Source organism: Dyadobacter sp. LHD-138 (assembly GCF_030929615.1).
Lineage (GTDB): Bacteria > Bacteroidota > Bacteroidia > Cytophagales > Spirosomataceae > Dyadobacter.
Genome location: NZ_JAVFVU010000055.1, coordinates 18,463 through 33,927, shown reverse-complemented (window position 1 = coordinate 33,927; position 15,465 = coordinate 18,463). Strand labels below are relative to the sequence as shown.

Sequence of the window (15,465 nt, the reverse complement as noted above, 5' to 3'; positions counted from 1 at the left end):
TGGTGTGCAGATAAACAGACACAACAGGAGAAAGTAAAGCGAAAGAAAGTTGTAGTGTTTCATGATGCATTGATTTTGAAGGGAGTATAGTTTTTCCTAACGGAGCCCCTACTTGAAGAACCCCGTTTTAAGTGATGCAAGTCTAGTCCTACGGCGTTAATGTAATGATAGCCTTATTGATCCAGACATCTGGAATCCTAACACCGTCACTGATTCCACCACCAAAATATCCAGACCTGGTTATTGTTTGGATTCCACCGGTAAAATTACCTTTCGTTCGAAGATAGGTAAGTAAATTGGGTCTTTCGTTTAAATAGGTTGTGTTGATCACACCACCACTAACCGGAGCATTGACATCGGTCCCGGTAAGTATTAAATTAATCATTGAAGTTCCGTAAAAACAATGAACCACGAATCCATTCTCAGGAAGTAAAACAGAACAATTTTTCACTAAGACGTCATTTGAACCATCATGAAGCCAAAACGGGCTGCTTGTTCCCTGTCCATAATCTTCCGTGTTCTTCACCCAATTGATATTTTCAGTACTTAGTTTCGCACTATGCAACTGTATTCTACCTAAATTAACATTGACAGTAGGCTTGGCTGAGGAATTTCCAACAATATTTAATGAGCCGTTGTATAAGAGATATGCCCCGGTTAAAGTATAACTGGAATCATCCAGAATATGTATCGTGAAATTCTCGCTGGTGGGTCGATTTATAGTATTGTCCCGGAAACTATAATTATCGGTTATCCTTAATAAAGCTTCGTTGATTGAGGATACCGGGTATCTATCACTGAATCCATGATTTGTTGCACTCGCGAGCGGATCAGTTGCCTTCACGTAGATATTGTTTTTTTCTATCCTGTGGTGTATTCCTTTCTGATAATATGCAACCTGTTGAGGAACGGAGATAAATGTGTTGTGCCTATGGATGTAAGACGAAAAAGGTGTTGTCTCTTGATCGATGCTACTAAAATAAACATCGGCATCTGAACCACAATAAAGCGAACAGCCATTACGAGCCCCGGTCAGGTGACCAATTTCGAGTTTACAACCATATGTGACAATTGAAGCTGTTGCATTTCCTTCGGCATATAATGATTCCAATCTAAAACTTGCGGACAAGGCAGCCACCCCAACATCCCAATGTTCAACGATAACCGAAGTGCCGGCTAAACCATAACTGTAATGGCTCCATACGCCGTAGGTTTTGGTTTTAAATGATTCGTCTATGCCAGAAAAAGTGCCGAATGCATCAAACAATTTTCCTTCTGTTTCTGGTAACGGTTCTAGTGAAGGAAATTTATCATAGTATCCATTAAGTATAATACCATTATTGTCATTTCTCATGAACACGCCACACTTGGCCGTTTCGGACCGCGAGTCTATCTCACTTCCCCAGGACGCCATAAAAGAGTAACCGATATCAGTCCCCCGAACGTAGCAATTCATGATCCGGCTTTGTTGCGCACAAGCCATCCTGATGCCACCAAATAATCTGGTGCCACTTTTTACCATAATACTGATATTCTCAATAATAATTCCAATCGTAGCGGATAACAAGCCTTCATCAAACTGTTCTCCTCTCACTATTTCGTCAAAAGCTAATGGTACACCCCCTGTGAGATATACGTCGGAATCAATGGCCCAGTTGAGCGGATTACTAAAATCTGGTATGATAACAGAGGCTCTTTTCCTTGTGTCGTTAAACCAAAATCCGCCTCCAACATCACCAAAAAGTTTGGTATATGCACCAATTTTTAACGTAGAGGTTATCCTGTATCCGACAGAAACCGGTTTTAAATAAACGGAGCTTCCGCTTGATCTTCTGGTATTGTCACCTACGGTTCCAGTCCAACCGACATACCCGGCAAAATTCAAAGCCGCCTGGATAGGAATTGTGTCGTCGGCAACACCATTGCCAATTGCACCAAACCATTGTGGTAAAACATGCCCTTCATAGCGCCGCTTGAAGCGCCTGGAGGATCCTTGTATGACAATCATTGCACTGTCATCAGCCGTTGCGGTGTCGGCACTATCTAAATCGAATAAACCTGATCTGCCGCCTTCTACAACATTGAAAGTGGTAATGGTTAGATCTGAATAAGATCTGAGGTCGGACATCGTGCCGAATGGAGTAAAGCTCATAATTTGTGAGGGTAATGTGAAAAAATAAACTCCTGTAAGTTATTAAAAGTTACAATATGTTGATTGAATAATTTAATTATTTGTTGAAATATTTCAATAAATAACACTTTTGATACTGCAAATTTCGAGATGCTGGGAAACTGTTCATATCAATTGTTGGCGGGGGGAGAACCAGATTAAGGGCCAACCTGATTGGAGACCAAAGGGGAGGTAAAGTGCAATAATAGTTGCATTGCAGTTAAATAAATTAAATTCGCTAATTTTATACAACTACAAACGACACAATGAACTCGTCAGAACAAAAAGACTACGAAAATATTAGACCGACAGAAAATGAAATTGAAGTAACGATTCAACTTATCAACGATATCCTGGAACTGCCACAGATCGAGCTTTTGAAAAACTCGGATACGATGAAGCGGTTGATATATTGGTTGAAGATAGGCGGTCATACGGCCAGGTCTCAAATGCCTTAAAATCGGTTCAAGGGCGGGCAATAGCAGTGCTTGCTGTGGATTATTTGAACGGCGAATGTACCAGGGAGGTTTTGGTGGGAGTGCCAGTAAAAAAGTAGAAAACAAGAATGGGAATAGAAGTAACTAAAGTTGAATTAATAAAACTCATCTGTTCCTTAAGACCAGATGTGAAAGGCTGCGTTGAATACACTTCAAGAGGGATAATGAGATTCACTGGCAATCAGTGGTCAGAGGATTGGGAGTGGAATACCGCGGTATTAGAACTGTCAAATGAATTAGATTTACAGGTAATTTGGGATCAAATCCGGTCGACAGTAACTACCTGAATGATTTTTAGTGAAAAATAAAATGAAAGAAGAACTTACAACAAAAATGCATGCCGAATTTACCGTGTCAGAAGAGACAGATCGCAAACTGCGCGCGTTGTCTCTTCTGCAAATGGAGAGGGATGGTTTAAATCTGACGGATGAGCGCTTGGAAGATGAAGGTATCTCCCGCGAACAACTTGAAGAATACCGGAAAGAATATTCAACTCTACTTTCCAAATAGATATTTTTCGAAATATTCGGTTTCTCCATCATCTTCAAGATCAATTGATCCATACCAATCACTTTCAAGTAGTAGTTCTTTGCCATATGGGCGATTTGCAATGTGCCGGACTGGGAACGGAGCGATATCCTTATACAGGTCGTACACCTCCATGAAGTCTTTATATTTTTTGGCCGAAAGCTTGACTTTGGCGGCGGTTTTTAGCGCTTCCACATCGCGGTTCCTGATCATCGAGAATCCGTATTTAGCCCAGGCATAGCCACCGACGTCAATATTGGCATGCACGTTGATTCTTTGGACACCGGCGTTCTGATACTGCCTGTACAGCCTACGGAAAATTTGCTTTGATAATCCGGATCCTTGAAGTGAGCTCGGCATCATAAAAAGATCATGGTCAGCGACTTTCTTACCGTCTTTGATGGAAAAACTACGAATAAGCGTGACCCAGTTATTTTGGTATTGACCGGAATATTCGAAGTATACGCGGCGCTCATCAACATTATATGACTTGGTTTCCCACTCAAATCCTTTCTCAGCTGCGATCTCAGTCAATTCCGCATCAAATGACGGCAGGTCAAACCCTCGTAAGATATTATTGAAATTACTGGCTGTACCGTTGAAGGGAATGTTTCGTGTGCCAATCAGCGAAGCGATTATATCGTCAGTTAATTCAAAAGGTTGATTTCGCAGGATATCCGTTTTTGTTAATCCGGATTTTCGTAGCGGAATGTTTAACCCACCGGCGATGTTGCCGCCCCTGAAGTTATCCTGAATGAAATAGGGTTGTGATTTTGCGCGAAGTAATCGAGGTTTATTACCCTTAATCCAGCTGACAAAACCCGCCGGCATGCTATCGACCTCGTTAATGCTTTTAAATGGTGCGGGCTCGTCGTCGTTCAGGATGGATTCAGTCAATTTGTCGATTTCTGTTTTTGAAGTCAGGATTGCAACCATATAGCACCGGCATTGTGGATGCCAGGATCGCCATTTAAAAGCCTTTGGATATCTCCCTTTCAACGATTCGCAGACGACGCAAGGGTAGGGGTTATTGCTCCGGCGGACTTCATACCCGACAACAAAATCAAGCTGCGCCCAACGGGCCCAGTCCGATTCCCTATATGCCATATTGATTTCGGACCTGGTCAGACGCATAGCATTTTTATAGCTGCTGCGGTAAACACCCTGCCCCGGGCTGAATGCTTTTGCATTTTGAGATAGGTGTAGCACGCCCCGGGCATTTCGAACCCGGCGAAATAATTTATCCGGATCTTCCAGATATGACCTGACATCTGCGCTCAGCTGCTCAGCAGATCTTCCTTCTCCCAGACCAACATCGATCGCCATTTCCAATTCCTGACGAAACTGCTCACCGACTTTCCAGATGCGATCGGATAAGTGGATCCCGTCCGACTTTCTATTTTGAAAGGACCTGAGTGCTTCAAGATTTCGGTTGTGATACCTCGAAAGCGAGTCTGCTGAAAGCTTTGATGATGACAAAACCGTCTTTACCAGCTGATCATTCTTCTCGGCGGACAATAACCATTCGTGCTGGGTCCCGCTGTTCAGCGTTTCCAGCATTTTGTTTGTCAACGCTCCGAAAAGCTTTTTTACCCGGTTGTTCAGAGCGGGGAAGTTTGAAAACCTAAATGGTTTCTCTGGATTGTATTTGACTGTCGAAGCAATTTGTGTTGCTTCCCGACTTGCTGCATAATACAGCGATCGGATTCTCTTTACAAATGCTTCGACGTTATCAAAATGTTCATCTTGATAGTTACGCGGTTTTGCCATTTAGTGTGTGTGCGTTGGAATTCAAAGGGAGCAATTCTCAGTTACTTAATTTGCCAGAGTTGTTTATCCCCATGGCCAAACTCAAATCCCTTTCCCTGCTAATTTCAAAAGCATGGTGCTCGGAATGCTCGGTACCACAACCGACTTCGTAGGTGATTTCATCTTTGAAAACATAGAGAAATAGAATCTGTCTTCTAAGTTGGTCCGGATCCGTTACCAGGTAAACCGTTTCTCCGATTTCGAATTGGTTTTTAATAGTCATAGCAGGGTGATGTATTTATCATTCATTGTATCGCCCACCCGGATCTTTTTGTCCAGGTAAAGGCGATTCAAACTTTGTTTAATCGATCCGGTCAGATTTGACAATGTCACGTGATCGGGGGCAATACCAGCTGCTTTCTTTTCATCGCTGACCATGGTCAGGAGCTGCAATACGAGTTCGTCCATGGCTAAAAAACGGGTTGTAAAATATCAGATGTGTTACGTTCTTTCTCCTCCTTTTCGATTTGTTCAATCTCCGCATCCACATCGTCAACCATGTTTAACAGCGTGACAGCCTGTTTGCGGGACATGATGCCAGATTGAACAGCTGTTGAAAGCATCTCGATCAGATCTTTTATGTTGTTGATAATGAAAGGCTGAATCTCCGGGACAATGCGAAGTTTTGAAGCAACCGGTTTTAATTTCACGTCCAGTGTTCCGACAAACGTCTTGATTAGATTGACACGGCGTTGTAGGTATTCGTCGAAAATCTCACGTTTTTCAAGCACTTTCAAATGAGCATCCAGGAAAAGCATTTTTAGCGCTTCTCCGGAGATCTCGCTCAGGCCCTTAACCGCTTCAAAGCTGATATCGGGTGTTTGCGTGAAAGAATAAATGAAACGGAGCAGCGTTTCAATTTCAAGTTTGATAGATTCCGGTGCGTGATCCCAGCTTAGATATTGTGCTTTTGATTCTTTATCGCCTTCCAGAATAGTCCCGGATTCCCCTTTCTTTGAAAACCCTAAAATTTTGCCCGTAACAAATATCTTCGGCGCTGCGTGATAGTCATTCGTGTCAGCGAAATTTGAGAGAAGATATTCAAGCCGCTCGATCGACCATTGTACGTCAGACCATTCTACTTCGTCCTGTTTCGCGTAGATCACAGGGATCTTCTCTAAAATATTAGGCGTTGTGGTGATCTGCCAGACTGATTCTTTTTTTGAAAAAAGGATCGTTGATTTTTCCGTATAAGTTTCAAAAAATTCAAGCTTTTTTCCTTCGTCGTCATCCCTTGTAAATGCCCTACTGAAGGCGATCATATCGCCCGTTTCATCAAACAAAGGGTATAGTTCGTTCCCGTCCCACGGATTAAAGGCCATCACGCGCAAGCGAAAATTCGTTGATATCCCACCGTAATCCTCGTGTTTTTCGTCCTTGCTAACAGCAAACCAGCATTCAGCTACTTCCGTGCTTCGAAACGTTTCCCTTGCAATCTTACGGTTGAAACTGTTGCTTTTATTGTCGAACAGAATCTGGTCCACAGAATCAAGGACTTTCTTTTCGTTAAGCTGCTTGGTCTCATCCTCAATCTCGCAAAGAAGTTTTACCGGGCTTCCGAATAGGAATGATAGTGCCCGCTTAACAATGAGTTTTTGCATCGGAAATGCAAGTCGGTTGACCTTTACCCAGTCATCCTGATTGTCATTGTTCTTAATTTTCTTATCGGGTCGTTTGGCAGGCTCCAGCGTTTCATGCAGATGTACATCATATTGCTTTCGATATTTGGAGATATCCGGAAGCGTCCGCTTCGCTTTGAGTTTCTCCATTACCGCAGTTGGATCCAACTCATTGAGGCTACCGATCAGGGTAGCTAATTCTTTGGTGGTCATTTTTATAGTGTGTGTGTTGTGTACTATTTTTAAAAATATGCCTCTAAATTTTGAGGTTGAACGGAGTCTACTCCGAAAAATTCAGTCATGCCGGTCAATGCATCTTCTGCGTCGTCATGGGTATTGTCGCCGGCCGCCATGTAGGTCGTAACATGTTTGGCAAATTTGGGCCAACGTCTTTTCCAGTCGGTAGGAAAAATAACCAGGTTTTGCACTGAATTGGATTGGCTGAATATCCGGCTGTACTTGTTATTAGATTGATGAAACCACTCAATAATCGTGTCTTTGTTTCCGGCAAGCCTGGTCTGCGCTTCTACGCTTCGGGCAAAGCCACGACCACCGTTGTTACTTTCGAACCTGGCGAATTCTATCTGGTTTTCCAGCAACTGCCGTGCTGTCAGCGGCTCAGTCGTTTCCATGGCCGATTGCGTGTACAAGACATCTGTCACGTACATTGCGAGCTCCGTTTCTATGTACGCAATAGAGCAGAGGTAATCGGTTCCCAGGTCAGCAGTATCGGTATAAGATTTACGAACCCTTGTTTTTGAATAGGGGATCGTGTCGATCGACTCATAGGTCTTCCATTCACGACCATATAGATATCCCCCGGCTGGCTGTGGGTTCATCATGTACTGCCGGCCAAAAACCAAAGGGTTTTGATCTTCCAGCTTTCGGAGCTCTTCGAGCGTATGCTTAAATTCCCAAAGTGCCTGTTCAACGCCATCATCGTCAGTATAAATGCAGGGTAGACTCAGTACCGTCCATTCACCCGGCTCATTTTCCAGCAAATAGCCGCATAGATCATTCTCGTGCAGCCGCTGCATGATGATGATGATCGGAGTATTTCGGCTGTTTACGCGGTTTTTGATCGTCGAATCATAACGATTGTTGATTCGCTCCCGTCTGGTCTCTGAGTCGGCGTCTTCCGGCTTGATCGGGTCATCGATGATCAGCGCACCTCCAAAATTCACGTTGATTCCCGTATCAACCAGTAGCTCGTCGAGTGAGGCCTCGAATTCTGGTTCGGATCCCGGACGATAAAGATCTTCATCTTCTTCGTCAACACGGCCGGCTCCGAAACCGGTTACCTGACCAGCAGCTGACGTTGCATAAACTCCGCCGCCTGCCGTTGTATACCATTTCTTTTTTGAACGGGAATCCTTTTTAATCTGAACTTCCGGATAAAGCTCCCGATATTTTTCGTGCTCAACGATCGATTTCACACCCTCGGAGTTGTCAAGCGCCAAATCATCGGAGTAGGAGAGGTGGATGTATTTTGAGGCCGGATTCAGCGCCAAACCATGCGAAATGAAGTTTTTAACCGCTAATTCCGTTTTTCCATACCGAGGGGCGATGTTGATCATAACCTTCTTCAACTCGCCAGATAGTACTCTCCCAAGGATATTACAAATTGCTTCGTGGTGGTGATTGACAACAAACTTCCTATTCTGTGTTTCCTTGAAAAAATAGCAGGTATAATCAAGTATCGACCGTTGTGTTGCGAGCCGTGCCATTTTTATGAATTTATACCTTTCTATTTGTTCGTGGGTCATTTATATCTGGACGAAAATGCTTTGCTGAATGTCTCAACGTCCTTTTCTGTGATATCAACAGAGATCACCATTTTTCCGTCTGTCTTGTCCGGAGCGTACATACCAAGTAATTTCCGGCGCTCGATCAGTTGAAAACGGATTTCTGAAATATAGCGCGGGTCACCGAAATTGATTTCTTCCTTTTCGGACTGTTCGACATGTGTAGTCGTGATTCGTTTTTCAATCTCGTCAACATTCTTTGGGGCGCTGGTCGGCACGCTGGGCGGCAATTCGCCTTTTCGTTTGCTAGACTTTGCCTTGAAATCGGTTTTTGATTTCTCCCAGGCTTCCCATAGTTCCAGGATTGCGTCATCAATGCGCTGTAATTCGAGCTGGACAAGGTCGTCCATATCCTGAATTCTCTCAGCCCTCCATTCTTTCAATAGCGCGTGACGATCGTTAAAAATGGCTTTGACGCTTGGGAGTTTATCTAATCCCATACGCTTCATGACCACTTCGCAAGTTTGACGGATGGTCATGCCTTTTTTGTAACATTCTGCCACAATAACCCGTCGTCCTTCCGCCTTTTGCTTATCTTTTCTTCGAGGGTCCGTCATTTGTAATTTATTTCAATGTGCATAGAAAACCGCGTTTTTGCAGTTCTTCGTAAAGGCTGTCGAGGTCATTGGCTTCCGAGCATTCAACGAGAAGTTTTTTGCTGAGGACTTTGGGCTCTTCTTCTTTTTCATCGTCGTCGTCCACAACGTCACGGATATCAATTCCCCATTCTTTCAGTTCTTCTGTGTCCCATTCGTTCATGAGCATATCCCAGTCATGCTCCCCATAAGATATATTATCCTTTTGCGCGATTGCACGAAGCTTTTTAGGATCGGTATCTGACGGAATTATTTTACAGGGGAGATCGATGAATTCTAGATCAATTGCTGCCCTGAGACGCATATTCCCAGCTATAACTACGAATCTTTTGCCATGAGGAACAACTAATAATTCTCGTAGGTCCAGCATTTCAGGATCATCCGTCAAGCTTAACTTAAGCTTTTCAAACTTGTCATCCTTTATCAATCTCGGATTGGCTGGCAAACCTTCGATTTGGCCTTCATTGTTATCTAATAGCGAAATTTTAATGTTTTGTTTCATTCAATAGTGTGTGTTGTTAGTCCGAAAATTAATATAAAAATAGGTGCAAAGCAAGTATATTAAATGTCAAAGTCCGTCAACGGAATACACCTATTTAACGGACTTTGAAAGAAAGTGAGCGTTTTAATTCAGAAGCCTTCCCATTGGAAATGCATCCCATCTTTGCTTGTAGCTGACCAATCCGCTCCGCAAATCCAGCCATTTTTCCGCCAAGCGTCTAAAAATTCCTTAGACCAGGTTACTTTCCCTCGAAAGGGATTCCAGGTAGCATTTAAATCAATTGAGATTCCCCAGGCATGTGTAGAAATTCCGGAACTTCCACGTTTAGGACGGATGTTAAAACAACCGTCAAACGTCCTGATTTCCTTGTGAAGTCCTCTGGCAATTAATTCCCGAAAAGTAGATTCTAATACTGCGATCAATAAATAATTGACATAGATTTTATTCGGTAGCGCAGGAATTGCATCGTTGATCTCCTGCGGAATATCCCAAAGCTCCATCCATTTCTTTTCGAATTTTGCGCGGGCTGTGTAAGGATTGCCGAATTTAGCAATCAGTTGTGTTTGAGTTTTCATAGTGTGTGTTGTAATTGATTTCTAAAATATCCAGATCAAAAGCCTGAACAGTAAATAGAGTAGGGTGGTCGAGATAATCAGGAACGAAAAGGTGTAATACCACTTGATTGTTCCAGGCCAGCGTAATGAATGATAGTGTTCTCGACCACCTTCAATGGCTGTCCAGCAATGTCCTCCATTTTTCCAGTTTTTGAAGTCAATCAGGTTTAACGTACCAGTAAGCCCCAAGCCTAACGGTGTCAATTTTCCAAGAATCCAGTTTTTGCCAGCTGCCGAGCTGATTTTTTCTGTCCCCTGACCAAAATGATATCCGCCCTTTTTAATGAAAAGATCATTCAGCAATGTTCCATAAGCCACGTTGCCGAAAATGTCCAATGCCTTGGCGCCGCGCATGAAAGCCGAATCGATATAGGCAAACTTACTTTTGTAGCGGATTGAACCGGCAATCGTGTGAATCAGTGCCGGAATGCTGAGTAGTATATTCAACAGCACTGATACGATAAAAAGGATAATTCCCATTGCTACCAATTAATTTTGTTCAGAAATCTTGAAATTGGATCTTTCATACCCCTGCAAACGCGGTAGACAATCAGCCGCTCACAAACTAGGGCGGCAACTGCAAAACTAGCGGCGAACGGATTAAAGCCATACCAGAAGCTACTGACACAGAAAATAATGGTGCAGTAAAAAAATATTCGCCCACCCAGCGTTTCCTTTCCGGTCCTGCGCAGCATCTCTTTTGCCATCGCCATATTGTTGTTCTTAATTTGGATGTGGGATATCAGGGAGGTGATCAGGACAAATGCGCCGATCAATACGATAATAATCCGCTGCACCCATTGAATTTCAAAACTGTGAAGCAAGGAGTCTCCCAGATTACAAAGTGCTGATAATTTAGAATCAATGGTAATCAAAACCTCCTTTATCCATTGCCAAACCGACAAATCAAATTCCATCTTTTTCATCTTTAATTTTTTTGATTACTCTGTCTTTAATTGCTTGTGCGATAAGCTCAAAAGTCATTACGACCACTGCGGTTGCAAAGCCAGCAGCAAAAGGGTTATCTATGCCGAACCAGTATACGATCAGCCCGGGGACTAATAGCGCGGTAGCGATTCCGGAAAGGATAATGTAGATCACTTTTCTTTTTGTGGGAGGAATTTCGGGCTCGTAAATTTTCATTACGATAAATATCGAAGCGGCCATAAATGAGATAATCCACGACTCGACTTTTACCCCTAAGTTTCTAAGTATTTCTTCCATTATAAAGTGTGTGTATGTTAACGTTGTTAGTGGGTAGAAGCTGAAAGGGCAACTGAAATGGCAGCTCCAAGTATGGCTCCTTTTAAGAAGGCTTTTTTCTTTTCCCTTCGCCTGGCTTTAATTTCGGCAGCAAGTGCCTTCTTGGATTTGTCGAGTTGCAGAAGCAGGGCGGTTTCTTTGAACATCCATTCTTTTTGTGAGTTTTCATATTTCCGCTCTAACAGGTTGATGACGACTTTTTGCTGAGTGATGATCGGCCTAATGGCTTCCAGTACCAGCGCCGTGTCTTCCAAGGCTGTCACGTATTGTTCCTGCTTGGATATCGGCTTGGATTCTTGCCCGTAAGACGCTGCGCCGAACAGCCATAGCAAAACTATCGTCAGCCATAGCCTTCGATAGTGTATCGCGTTTATCTTCATAACCTTTCAATTTTTTTTTAGCTTCGATTAGGTTGATGCTATCAGTTATTACTTTATTCCGGTAGGCTGCGGCTGAATCGACGGCTTGTTCCCATTTTTCAAGAGGTGTTTGTTCCTTGTTGTTATTTTTGATGTGACGAACGATGAAAAAGGTGGTGATGATCATGATAAGGACACACGCACCTGCGATGATGTATTTTTTCATAAGCTTTCTACTTTTCGTAAAATACATTGAGGGTTGACCCTGCGCACTCTCCCAGGTAATAATCCTTTCCGTCGACATGAGCAGTTATCTCCTCTATCTCAGAAGGCATCTTGTAGGAGTTGATGTAAACAAATACTTTCTTCTTTGATGGCACAAAAGTCAATTCTCCAACCTTGTTATTGGCAACTTCATTGAAGTAACTATTGTAAAAGTGAGTGGTTCCTGAGTTAGAAACATGACGTTCAATTGTTGAGCTTCTGAATTCCTTTCCGCTTGAACTATAATCGCTAACGATGATTCGACGGCCAGCTTCATTTAGGTAAGGAACCATGTTTGCATACCAGCGCGTGCCTTCAATCCATCCATCAAACATAATTGAGCTATCATACCAAGCGTTTTTTTCTCTTGCTGGCTTGGTCCCCCACGCATCCCATAGATAGGCTGAGTTGTAAAATAGAAGCGATTTAAAAGAATTAATCTTTAACAATTCGGCTGGGGCTTCCGGATATTGATTTAAGTTCTCGGTTCCATCGGCCTTGGTTGTTCCGTCGTTCTTATACGGCACATCAGCCCCGTGCGCATTCGACTGCATGATGGGCGTTGTGAATCGCTGCTTTGGCTGATCTGGAAACATGTTATTGAATAACATTGCCTCATAAGTCATGGCTGGAATTAGATCAGGACTTTGTGCGGTAATCGCATAGTAAGCCCCTACGACCGTGCCCCGGTAATTACTCTGACCATTTTGCCAGTAATCATTTTTAACCGTCGTATGGCCGGAGCCGCCCACTTGCTCCAATTTTTCTTTTCCATCTGGGCCTAGAAGCCCTAGATAGTATTTGTCCATAGGTTTTTCGCCTACGGAACTATTTCTGAAATGGAGATTTTTTGATCCATATCCGTAATCGCCCAACAATTGAACCCCCACAAGACCCATTTCCTTAATTCGCTCGCCAACGCGCTTGTAGATGATATTTCTCCGGTCTGACATTTGAGGATACGAACCCTCTGACCATTCATCCGTTAGAATGAAATTATTGCCTAAATAGATATTATTGGCGAATTCGATACATTCATCGTCCGTTAATTGATCGCCTGGGTTAAGTCTTGGGAATCGAAGCTTAAATTCAGTCGATGACCAGTTAAAGCCAGGCGTCAATGGGTATTTATCAGTAGCTACCGCCTGTCTTCCATCTACGTAAATTCCTCCATTGTGTAGGTTTTGCCACCAAACATGCGTTACCCCGCCGTCGTACAAACCTTTTACTGTTTCATAGGGAGAGTCCAGGGTAGGGTAGCATTGAATCACAACCGGCTTATCCGATCTCTTTTTTGTCGGGTTGTAAATGAATTGCGGGACAAGATTACCAGCATCCATATAGGCCGAATTTTGCTGCCGAATGAAGTCATTGCCCGTTTTAAGATCTTTGCCTCCATTCGTGGTAAAGTTGGCCGTAACGGTGCGAAAAAGGTAGTCAGAAACGGCGTCTTTATTTTCGGTACTATGCAACCAGATATCCCAGCCGGAAGAGAGAAAAGATTCCTGATCAATGGAGCCGCGCCAAGGCATGGGCTTGCCAACAATGCTGCTATTCTTATTGTCGATTCCTGACCAGTCAAAGGCTGCATATTCTTTACGTACATAACCCAAAACTCCATTCGGAAAAACACGCTTGCCGAAATCAACAGGCCGGCCATCTTTAACTAATGCCAGTTCATTGATCCAGTACAGCGCCTTATAAATAATGCCGCCCTCTTTTCGATAGCGCGTACCGTCAGATCCGATGTAATCGCCGGGTGTGATATCCTCATAGGTTCCAGCTGAATTTTTTAGCTGAAATAATTTTTTAGGAGTTTGGCTAAATTTGGGGATGCCGGCATTTTCATCAGGCGGAGTAGCTTCTCCACTTTCATTTGCTTTTATAGTGAACGGCTCAACTGTGGGCTGTCCATTACACGAAACCGGAGTTAAACGTATTTTGTAATTTCCTGATGGCAAGATGGTGCTTGATCCAACATTGAAAGGGAAATACAATTCGTCCTGTTTTGGCTCATAAGTGATCGACTTGATCGGCGCATCGGAAGATGACAACAGCGTAAGCGTAAGTTTAGTAAGACCTGTTGCTGCGAATTTAACTGTTATACCTACATTCGAAATATTCTTAATCTCGGCAATCGAATAAGGCTTACAGTCGCTTGCGGGCGGACTTTCACCACCATCCGTTAAACGAAACTGTTTGACATCATTCTTCTTTTCGCTCTTACAGGAAATCGGGATTAATTCAACTTGATAGGTTCCGATAGGCTGTTTTGCGAAAGTAATCTGAACTGTATTGCTTTTCGGATCCTTGAAACGCTGATAAGTAATTTCCTTCCCGTCAGTTGCCTGAAAAGAAAGTTGAAATTCGGTGAGTCCAACTGCATCAAAACGAACTTTCGCGGTAGTTGCCGTGACATCAAAGATCGCATCAATCGTTGGATGCTTCTCGCATTTGGGAGCGCCTGGATCAACAATAACGCCACCGGGATTAAAAAACTTCCGCACCCATGATTGTGTCGCAAGGGTGTCCTTACCGGATGTTACTTGCGCCTGCACTCCTGCCGATAACAGCAGGAGCAATAAGAGTAATTTTTTCATTTGTGTGTATAATGGTAACAGGTTGAAAAATTAAATTGCTTCTACGGCCGCTTTCACAGCTATTTTGAATTCTTTTGCTTTGGCTGTGTCAGCATTTAGGCCTTTGATCAGCTGGTTAGCAATTAACGGGACTACCGATTGTAAGTATTCCTTCTCCGTTAGTATCCGGTTAAGTTCCACCTCATTTGAGAAATTCAGATTGACGTTCTCGTTGAAATTCCCAGGCTTCGGGTTGATTGGATCTGAGATGTCACGGTAGCTAAAACCAAAACTTAGGTTGATGGAATCGATTTCTATTTCTTGCACAGGGTTTTCCGGTGCAAGAGATTCCAGGGTTTCTAGGATCTCGTTTGTTTTTACTGACATGATTATTTTTGATTTAGAGATTTTACTTTGCTTTTTAGTAGCTGTGCGGGTGTGGCTTCAGGTTCTGTTTGCTCGAAGACAAAACCCTTGAAGTAGCGCAACAGTGACCGCGGGAAATCCTGAGGGATATCAACCAAAACAGGATCGATCTCGACATGTGTCCTATCCTCCATCATTTCTTCCAATTCATCTTCTGCTTTTTCCTCGCCATCCTTCGTGAATTTGTACCCTCCGTTTTCTTCGCGAAGAATGCAGCCGTGGCGATCTTCCGCTGCGTGTTTGCGCTTGATCCTTTTACTGAATTTCTCAAAATTTTCCTGTATGTCAGGAATTTGTTCAAGCACGTCCTCAAGCGCACTTTTGAGCTTTGTTTCATCTTTCTCGGTGCTTAAGTAATTTACCGCGGCACTTCTGAATTCAAATGTTCTTTTATAACTTGTGTGCATATCGTGTTTGTTAATTATAGTTATTCG

19 protein-coding genes are annotated in these 15,465 nt (G+C 43.2%); 2 read left to right on the top strand and 17 right to left on the bottom strand.

Annotated elements, in window-relative coordinates; all coding sequences use genetic code 11:
- Positions 1-148: 148 nt before the first annotated feature.
- Positions 149-2,152, bottom strand: coding sequence for a glycosyl hydrolase family 28-related protein (locus RB622_RS27915; RefSeq protein ID WP_308050103.1), 2,004 nt, complete (start codon positions 2,150-2,152; stop codon positions 149-151).
- Between the two features lie 284 nt (positions 2,153-2,436).
- On the opposite strand from RB622_RS27915, the gene RB622_RS27910 reads away from it, so the two are divergent.
- On the top strand, positions 2,437-2,628 hold the full coding sequence (locus RB622_RS27910; protein WP_308050102.1) for a hypothetical protein: 192 nt from the start codon (positions 2,437-2,439) through the stop codon (positions 2,626-2,628).
- Positions 2,629-2,976: 348 nt separating this feature from the next.
- Complete coding sequence (locus tag RB622_RS27905) at positions 2,977-3,177, top strand: hypothetical protein (protein ID WP_308050101.1); 201 nt, start codon at positions 2,977-2,979, stop codon at positions 3,175-3,177.
- On the opposite strand, the gene RB622_RS27900 is transcribed toward RB622_RS27905, so the two are convergent.
- The 16 genes from RB622_RS27900 to RB622_RS27825 all read right to left on the bottom strand — a co-directional run bounded on the left by RB622_RS27900 (position 3,163) and on the right by RB622_RS27825 (position 15,438).
- Positions 3,163-4,965, bottom strand: a complete 1,803-nt coding sequence (locus tag RB622_RS27900) for a hypothetical protein (protein ID WP_308050100.1) — start codon at positions 4,963-4,965, stop codon at positions 3,163-3,165. The genes RB622_RS27905 and RB622_RS27900 overlap by 15 nt on opposite strands.
- Positions 4,966-5,002: 37 nt before the next feature.
- Complete coding sequence (locus RB622_RS27895) at positions 5,003-5,227, bottom strand: hypothetical protein (RefSeq protein WP_308050099.1); 225 nt, start codon at positions 5,225-5,227, stop codon at positions 5,003-5,005.
- Positions 5,224-5,412, bottom strand: coding sequence for a hypothetical protein (locus RB622_RS27890; protein WP_308050098.1), 189 nt, complete (start codon positions 5,410-5,412; stop codon positions 5,224-5,226). Before RB622_RS27890 ends, RB622_RS27895 begins: the two co-directional genes overlap by 4 nt.
- A gap of 2 nt (positions 5,413-5,414) precedes the next feature.
- Positions 5,415-6,836, bottom strand: coding sequence for a phage portal protein (locus RB622_RS27885; protein WP_308050097.1), 1,422 nt, complete (start codon positions 6,834-6,836; stop codon positions 5,415-5,417).
- A 29-nt stretch (positions 6,837-6,865) separates the two neighbouring features.
- On the bottom strand, positions 6,866-8,350 hold the full coding sequence (terL, locus tag RB622_RS27880) for a phage terminase large subunit (RefSeq protein ID WP_308050096.1): 1,485 nt from the start codon (positions 8,348-8,350) through the stop codon (positions 6,866-6,868).
- A 35-nt stretch (positions 8,351-8,385) separates the two neighbouring features.
- Entirely contained in the window at positions 8,386-8,985 is a 600-nt protein-coding gene (locus RB622_RS27875; protein WP_308050095.1) for a hypothetical protein, read from the bottom strand.
- Between the two features lie 7 nt (positions 8,986-8,992).
- Positions 8,993-9,526: a ParB/RepB/Spo0J family partition protein gene (locus RB622_RS27870; RefSeq protein ID WP_308050094.1), complete on the bottom strand. Its 534-nt coding sequence runs from the start codon at positions 9,524-9,526 to the stop codon at positions 8,993-8,995.
- Between the two features lie 128 nt (positions 9,527-9,654).
- The gene (locus tag RB622_RS27865) at positions 9,655-10,101 is read right to left on the bottom strand and encodes a M15 family metallopeptidase (RefSeq protein WP_308050093.1); all 447 of its coding nucleotides are present in this window, start codon (positions 10,099-10,101) and stop codon (positions 9,655-9,657) included.
- Positions 10,102-10,122: 21 nt separating this feature from the next.
- Complete coding sequence (locus RB622_RS27860) at positions 10,123-10,620, bottom strand: hypothetical protein (protein WP_308050092.1); 498 nt, start codon at positions 10,618-10,620, stop codon at positions 10,123-10,125.
- Between the two features lie 2 nt (positions 10,621-10,622).
- Entirely contained in the window at positions 10,623-11,066 is a 444-nt protein-coding gene (locus RB622_RS27855; protein WP_308050091.1) for a hypothetical protein, read from the bottom strand.
- Positions 11,047-11,364 carry a hypothetical protein gene (locus RB622_RS27850; RefSeq protein WP_308050090.1) on the bottom strand — a complete coding sequence of 106 codons (318 nt, stop codon included), beginning with the start codon at positions 11,362-11,364 and terminating at the stop codon, positions 11,047-11,049. Before RB622_RS27850 ends, RB622_RS27855 begins: the two co-directional genes overlap by 20 nt.
- A gap of 26 nt (positions 11,365-11,390) precedes the next feature.
- Positions 11,391-11,657: a hypothetical protein gene (locus tag RB622_RS27845; protein WP_308050089.1), complete on the bottom strand. Its 267-nt coding sequence runs from the start codon at positions 11,655-11,657 to the stop codon at positions 11,391-11,393.
- Complete coding sequence (locus RB622_RS27840) at positions 11,623-11,988, bottom strand: hypothetical protein (RefSeq protein WP_308050088.1); 366 nt, start codon at positions 11,986-11,988, stop codon at positions 11,623-11,625. The genes RB622_RS27845 and RB622_RS27840 overlap by 35 nt, the downstream gene beginning before the upstream one ends.
- A 7-nt stretch (positions 11,989-11,995) precedes the next feature.
- Positions 11,996-14,626, bottom strand: coding sequence for a hypothetical protein (locus RB622_RS27835; protein WP_308050087.1), 2,631 nt, complete (start codon positions 14,624-14,626; stop codon positions 11,996-11,998).
- Positions 14,627-14,656: 30 nt separating this feature from the next.
- Positions 14,657-14,992 carry a hypothetical protein gene (locus RB622_RS27830; RefSeq protein ID WP_308050086.1) on the bottom strand — a complete coding sequence of 112 codons (336 nt, stop codon included), beginning with the start codon at positions 14,990-14,992 and terminating at the stop codon, positions 14,657-14,659.
- 2 nt (positions 14,993-14,994) lie between these two features.
- Positions 14,995-15,438 carry a hypothetical protein gene (locus RB622_RS27825; protein ID WP_308050085.1) on the bottom strand — a complete coding sequence of 148 codons (444 nt, stop codon included), beginning with the start codon at positions 15,436-15,438 and terminating at the stop codon, positions 14,995-14,997.
- Between the last annotated feature and the right edge of the window lie 27 nt (positions 15,439-15,465).

What these genes read in the sequence shown, in the direction of transcription:
- RB622_RS27840 (WP_308050088.1), bottom strand. Translation starts at nt 11,988, where the DNA reads ATGAAAAAATACATCATCGCAGGTGCGTGTGTCCTTATCATGATCATC.
- RB622_RS27830 (WP_308050086.1), bottom strand. Translation starts at nt 14,992, where the DNA reads ATGTCAGTAAAAACAAACGAGATCCTAGAAACCCTGGAATCTCTTGCA.
- RB622_RS27870 (WP_308050094.1), bottom strand. Translation starts at nt 9,526, where the DNA reads ATGAAACAAAACATTAAAATTTCGCTATTAGATAACAATGAAGGCCAA.
- RB622_RS27855 (WP_308050091.1), bottom strand. Translation starts at nt 11,066, where the DNA reads ATGAAAAAGATGGAATTTGATTTGTCGGTTTGGCAATGGATAAAGGAG.
- RB622_RS27835 (WP_308050087.1), bottom strand. Translation starts at nt 14,626, where the DNA reads ATGAAAAAATTACTCTTATTGCTCCTGCTGTTATCGGCAGGAGTGCAG.
- RB622_RS27850 (WP_308050090.1), bottom strand. Translation starts at nt 11,364, where the DNA reads ATGGAAGAAATACTTAGAAACTTAGGGGTAAAAGTCGAGTCGTGGATT.
- RB622_RS27895 (WP_308050099.1), bottom strand. Translation starts at nt 5,227, where the DNA reads ATGACTATTAAAAACCAATTCGAAATCGGAGAAACGGTTTACCTGGTA.
- RB622_RS27905 (WP_308050101.1), top strand. Translation starts at nt 2,977, where the DNA reads ATGAAAGAAGAACTTACAACAAAAATGCATGCCGAATTTACCGTGTCA.
- RB622_RS27865 (WP_308050093.1), bottom strand. Translation starts at nt 10,101, where the DNA reads ATGAAAACTCAAACACAACTGATTGCTAAATTCGGCAATCCTTACACA.
- RB622_RS27900 (WP_308050100.1), bottom strand. Translation starts at nt 4,965, where the DNA reads ATGGCAAAACCGCGTAACTATCAAGATGAACATTTTGATAACGTCGAA.
- RB622_RS27825 (WP_308050085.1), bottom strand. Translation starts at nt 15,438, where the DNA reads ATGCACACAAGTTATAAAAGAACATTTGAATTCAGAAGTGCCGCGGTA.
- RB622_RS27890 (WP_308050098.1), bottom strand. Translation starts at nt 5,412, where the DNA reads ATGGACGAACTCGTATTGCAGCTCCTGACCATGGTCAGCGATGAAAAG.
- RB622_RS27875 (WP_308050095.1), bottom strand. Translation starts at nt 8,985, where the DNA reads ATGACGGACCCTCGAAGAAAAGATAAGCAAAAGGCGGAAGGACGACGG.
- RB622_RS27885 (WP_308050097.1), bottom strand. Translation starts at nt 6,836, where the DNA reads ATGACCACCAAAGAATTAGCTACCCTGATCGGTAGCCTCAATGAGTTG.
- terL (WP_308050096.1), bottom strand. Translation starts at nt 8,350, where the DNA reads ATGGCACGGCTCGCAACACAACGGTCGATACTTGATTATACCTGCTAT.
- RB622_RS27915 (WP_308050103.1), bottom strand. Translation starts at nt 2,152, where the DNA reads ATGAGCTTTACTCCATTCGGCACGATGTCCGACCTCAGATCTTATTCA.
- RB622_RS27910 (WP_308050102.1), top strand. Translation starts at nt 2,437, where the DNA reads ATGAACTCGTCAGAACAAAAAGACTACGAAAATATTAGACCGACAGAA.
- RB622_RS27860 (WP_308050092.1), bottom strand. Translation starts at nt 10,620, where the DNA reads ATGGGAATTATCCTTTTTATCGTATCAGTGCTGTTGAATATACTACTC.